This window comes from Streptomyces sp. NPDC014727 (assembly GCF_043083485.1).
Classification (GTDB): Bacteria; Actinomycetota; Actinomycetes; order Streptomycetales; family Streptomycetaceae; genus Streptomyces.
This window is the reverse complement of the sequence record NZ_JBIBYR010000017.1, coordinates 149,508-153,534: the sequence shown is the minus strand read 5'-3', so window position 1 is coordinate 153,534 and position 4,027 is coordinate 149,508. Positions and strand designations below refer to the sequence as shown.

The window sequence follows — 4,027 nt, the reverse complement described above, 5'->3', positions numbered from 1 at the left end:
TGCAACGTCGCACCCACGTCCGACGTACGCGTCGTGGTCATCGACTGCACCGACACCGGCGCATCCCCGCCCACCGCCACCGACCCGACCTGGATGCGCCGCGAGTGGCGGCGCTTCGCGATCGGCCGGGCCGGCAGCTCGGGGAGACCCAGAGCGACCGGCTCTCCAGCGGTCATGAGGTCACCGGTTCCCGGAGACGGTCTCGCGCGCGGCGCGCAGGGATTCCTTCAGCGAGCCCATGGTGGCGAGGACGGCGGTGGGTTCGTAGCCGCAGTGCGCCATGCAGTTGGCACAGCGCGGGTCCTTGCCACGGCCGTACTTGTCCCAGTCGGTCTCCTCGATGAGTTCGCGGTACGTGGGGACGTACCCGTCGGCCATCAGGTAGCAGGGCCGCTGCCAGCCGAAGAGCGAGTAGTTCGGAATCGCCCACGCGGTGCACGGGAAGTCCGCCTTGCCCTCCAGGAAGTCCAGGAAGAGCGGCGAGTGGTTCAGCCGCCAGCGGGACCGGTTGCCGCCCGCGAACGACTTCTTGAAGAGTTCCCGGGTCTGTTCGACGCCGAGGAAGTGCTCCTGGTCGGGTGCCTTCTCGTACGCGTAGGCGGGCGAGATCATCATCTCGTCGACCTTCAGATCGTCATTGAGGTAGTTGAGGACCTCGATGACGGTCTGCGGAGTGTCGGTGTTGAAGAAGGTGGAGTTCGTGGTGACCCGGAAGCCGCGCCGCTTGGCCTCCTTGATCGCCGCAACCGCCTCGTCGAACACTCCCTCCTTGGCGACCGATTCATCGTGCCGCTCCCGCAGCCCGTCGATGTGCACGGCGAACGCGAAGTACGGCGAGGGCTTGAACTTCTCGATCTTCTTCCGCAGCAGCATCGCGTTGGTGCAGAGGAAGACGTACTTCTTCCGCGCGACCAGCTGCCGCACGATTTCATCGATCTGCGGATGCATCAGCGGCTCACCACCCGCGATGGAGACCATCGGAGCACCCGATTCGAGCACGGCGCCCACAGCCTGGGCGACCGGCATGCGCTGCTTGAGCACTCCCGCCGGATGCTGGATCTTCCCACAGCCCTCGCACGCGAGATTGCAGGCGAACAACGGCTCCAGTTCCACGATGAGCGGGAACTTGTCCCGTTTACGGAGCTTCTGTTCAGCGAGATACGTCGCAACCTTGATGGACTGACGCAGCGGCATGGCCATCTGGCTCACCTCCTGGGGAGCAGCAAAGATCGGTGCCATTCATAGAAAGCCGGCAGGACGGCACGGAGAACACGGAAAGCCGATATTCCACCGCGTATCGTCCCGATGCGGACGAGCTCGTACTCCGGGGCGTCCACGACCACCCGTACGGCCGCAACCGGGCGAGGCCCGGACCGCAGGGCTGCGCGCAGGGTGGCGGCGGACTCCATGTCCACCGCGATCGCTCCGGTGGCCCGCAGGTCGGCCCGCTCATGTCCACGTACGACATGGGCGGAACCGGTCAGCGGACCGGTGTGGACGGTGCGGCCGGGCACCGTCCGGGCAAGGGCCTCGGCGAGCAGGCCCGTGCCGGTGCAGACCGTCGAGTCCCCGGCTCCCCGGGTCTCGTCGGCGACCACCAGGTCCCCGGGGTGCATTCGGGGTGACAGCCCGGCGCAGAACCCGGAGGCGAGGACCGCGGTGCCGGGCGCCCGGTCCGCACCGAGCGCCCGTGACACCGCGGCCTCGGCCGCCCTGGGCCCCATGCCGGTACGGAGGACGGTCACCGGGCCCGGGGCGTCACCGGCCCCGCCCCTGCCGCTGCGCAGCGCGAATTGCTCGATGCCGAGCGCGCAGGCGATCAGCAGCGGCACTGCGGGGTGGGTCGGCCCCGGACCCTCGCCCATCAGGCCCCCTTGCGGGCGGCCGCGCGGTCGGCGAACGGTTCGCCGTTCACGTACCGCCCGAGTGCGGTGAGCGGGAAGACCTGCCGGTAGAGGTGGTAGTTGATGGAGAAGTCCCACGGGAAGCCGGTGCCGGTGAAGTGCGGCTCGTCCCAGGAACCGTCGGCCTGCTGGGTCTCGGTGAGCCAGGACACCCCCCGCCGCACGGCCGAGCTGTCGCGTCGGCCCGCGGCGAGCAGCGCGAGCAGGGCCCACGCGGTCTGGGAGGCGGTCGAGGCGCCCCGCCCGATCCACTTGTCCTCCTGGTACGAGCGCAGGTCCTCGCCCCAGCCGCCGTCGTCGTTCTGCACGGACTCCAGCCAGCCGACCGCCCGGCGGATCGCCGGATGGGTGACGGGCAGTCCGGCGGCCACCAGGGCGGGCACCACCGACCCCGTGCCGTACACGAAGTTGACGCCCCAGCGGCCGAACCAGCCGCCCTCCACGTCCTGTTCGGCGAGCAGCCACTCGACGCCGCGCCGGGTGGCGGGGTGTCCGGACCGGCCTTCGACGGCGAGCATCTCCACCACATGCCCGGTGACATCGGCGGACGGCGGATCGATGACCTCACCGAAGTCGCAGAAGGGCAGCCGGTTGGGGAAGGCACTGGTGTTGTCCGCGTCGAACGCGCCCCAGGCCCCGTTGCGGGACTGCATGCCGAGGTTCCAGCGCACCCCGCGCCGGATGGCGGCTTCGACGCGTGCCTGGTCGGGGTGGCGGACTCGGCGCAGCGCGAGGACCACCTCGGCGGTGTCGTCGATGTCCGGGTAGTTGTCGTTGTGGAACTCGAACGCCCAGCCGCCGGGGTTGAGCCGGGGGCGGCGCACGGACCAGTCGCCGGGACGGACGACCTCCTCGCCGAGCATCCAGTCCGCGGCCTTCACGAGCGCCGGATGGTCGGCGCCGACCCCGGCATCGGCGAGGGCGATGGTGGCGAGGCAGGTGTCCCAGACCGGGGACTGGCAGGCCTCGATCATCCGGGCGCCGTCCTCGCGCCAGACGGCGAACCGGTCGAGCGATTCGAGTCCGGCCCGCATCACCGGGTGGTCCAGGTCGTAGCCGAGCAGATGCAGGGCGATGACAGAGTACACGGCGGGCGGCTGGATGCCGCCCCAGCAGCCGTCGTTCTCCTGACGCTCGATGATCCAGCGTGCCGCGGCGTTCATGGCGGCCCGGCGCAGCTTGCGCGGTGCGACCTTGTGGTAGGCGTGCAGTGCCTTGTCGAGGCGCTGGAACACTCCGTCCCAACTCGCCGCCGGAGCGGCCCGCCTGGGCGGGTTCGGCAGGCGCGGGTCGGCGTGGAGCTCGTCGAGCGCGAAGGGAGCCGGGCGGACCGGCCGCTTGGCCGAGACGATGGTGAGCGGCACGATGGTCTGACGTGCCCAGCAGCCGAAGTCATAGATGTTGAGCGGGGCCCACTTGGGGAAGAACATCAGCTCGGGCGGGAGTTCCGGCAGGTCGTCCCACTTCCACCAGCCGAAGAGGGCGAGCCAGATCCGGGTGAACACGCGGCTCTGCGCGATGCCGCCCTGTTCCCTGATCCATCGGGAGGCGCGGGCCATGTGCGGTTCGTCCGGCCCGTCTCCGGCCAGACGCAGTGCCACATACGCCTCGATGGTGGTGGAGAGCTCACCTGGGCCGCCGTGGAAGGTGGCCCAGGTGCCGTCACCGAGCTGTTCGCCGCGGATGAAGCGGCCGGCGGCCTGGACGACGGCCTGGTCCTGGATGCCGAGGAATTGACGGAGCAGCAGGTCTTCGGCGTCCATGGTGACGTTGGTGGCGAGGTCGCCCTTCCACCAGCCCTGCTCGTCCTGTCTGCCGAGGAGGTGCTCCACCGAGCGTTCCGCGGCCCGCCGCGCGGCGGCGAGTACGTCGTCCGCGACGATGGTGGTTGTGTCGGTCGGATTACTGGCCGAGGCTGCGCGGGGGTTCACAGCCCCGTGGCTTCCGTCGGTCGTCGCTGTCATGGCTTCCCCTTCTTGCAGTTTGGTCCTCTGCTGTGCTGGGGTCTCCGTCGGGCGGGGGCCCGGCCGGGGCCCCCCCCGCCCCGGCGCGTCAAAAGGCTCACAATGTTCTTAAATAATTTGAAAGAACTCGCACGTACCCCCCCCCGGGGTCTGCGCCCC

At 69.8% G+C, this 4,027-nt stretch carries 4 protein-coding genes; all 4 read right to left on the bottom strand.

Translation table 11 applies throughout. From position 1 onward, the window contains the following. The coding region (locus ACF1B9_RS25515) for a flavodoxin-dependent (E)-4-hydroxy-3-methylbut-2-enyl-diphosphate synthase (RefSeq protein WP_351087366.1) at positions 1–176 on the bottom strand (176 nt) is incomplete at its 3' end. Between the two features lie 4 nt (positions 177–180). Further along, the gene (gene hpnH / locus ACF1B9_RS25510) at positions 181–1,200 is read right to left on the bottom strand and encodes an adenosyl-hopene transferase HpnH (RefSeq protein ID WP_391744082.1); all 1,020 of its coding nucleotides are present in this window, start codon (positions 1,198–1,200) and stop codon (positions 181–183) included. Positions 1,201–1,205: 5 nt separating this feature from the next. Further along, a complete protein-coding gene (locus tag ACF1B9_RS25505; protein ID WP_391744084.1) occupies positions 1,206–1,865 on the bottom strand; it encodes a 1-hydroxy-2-methyl-2-butenyl 4-diphosphate reductase in 660 nt (219 codons plus the stop codon). Beyond that, positions 1,865–3,868: a squalene--hopene cyclase gene (shc, locus tag ACF1B9_RS25500; protein ID WP_391744085.1), complete on the bottom strand. Its 2,004-nt coding sequence runs from the start codon at positions 3,866–3,868 to the stop codon at positions 1,865–1,867. The genes ACF1B9_RS25505 and shc overlap by 1 nt, the downstream gene beginning before the upstream one ends. Between the last annotated feature and the right edge of the window lie 159 nt (positions 3,869–4,027).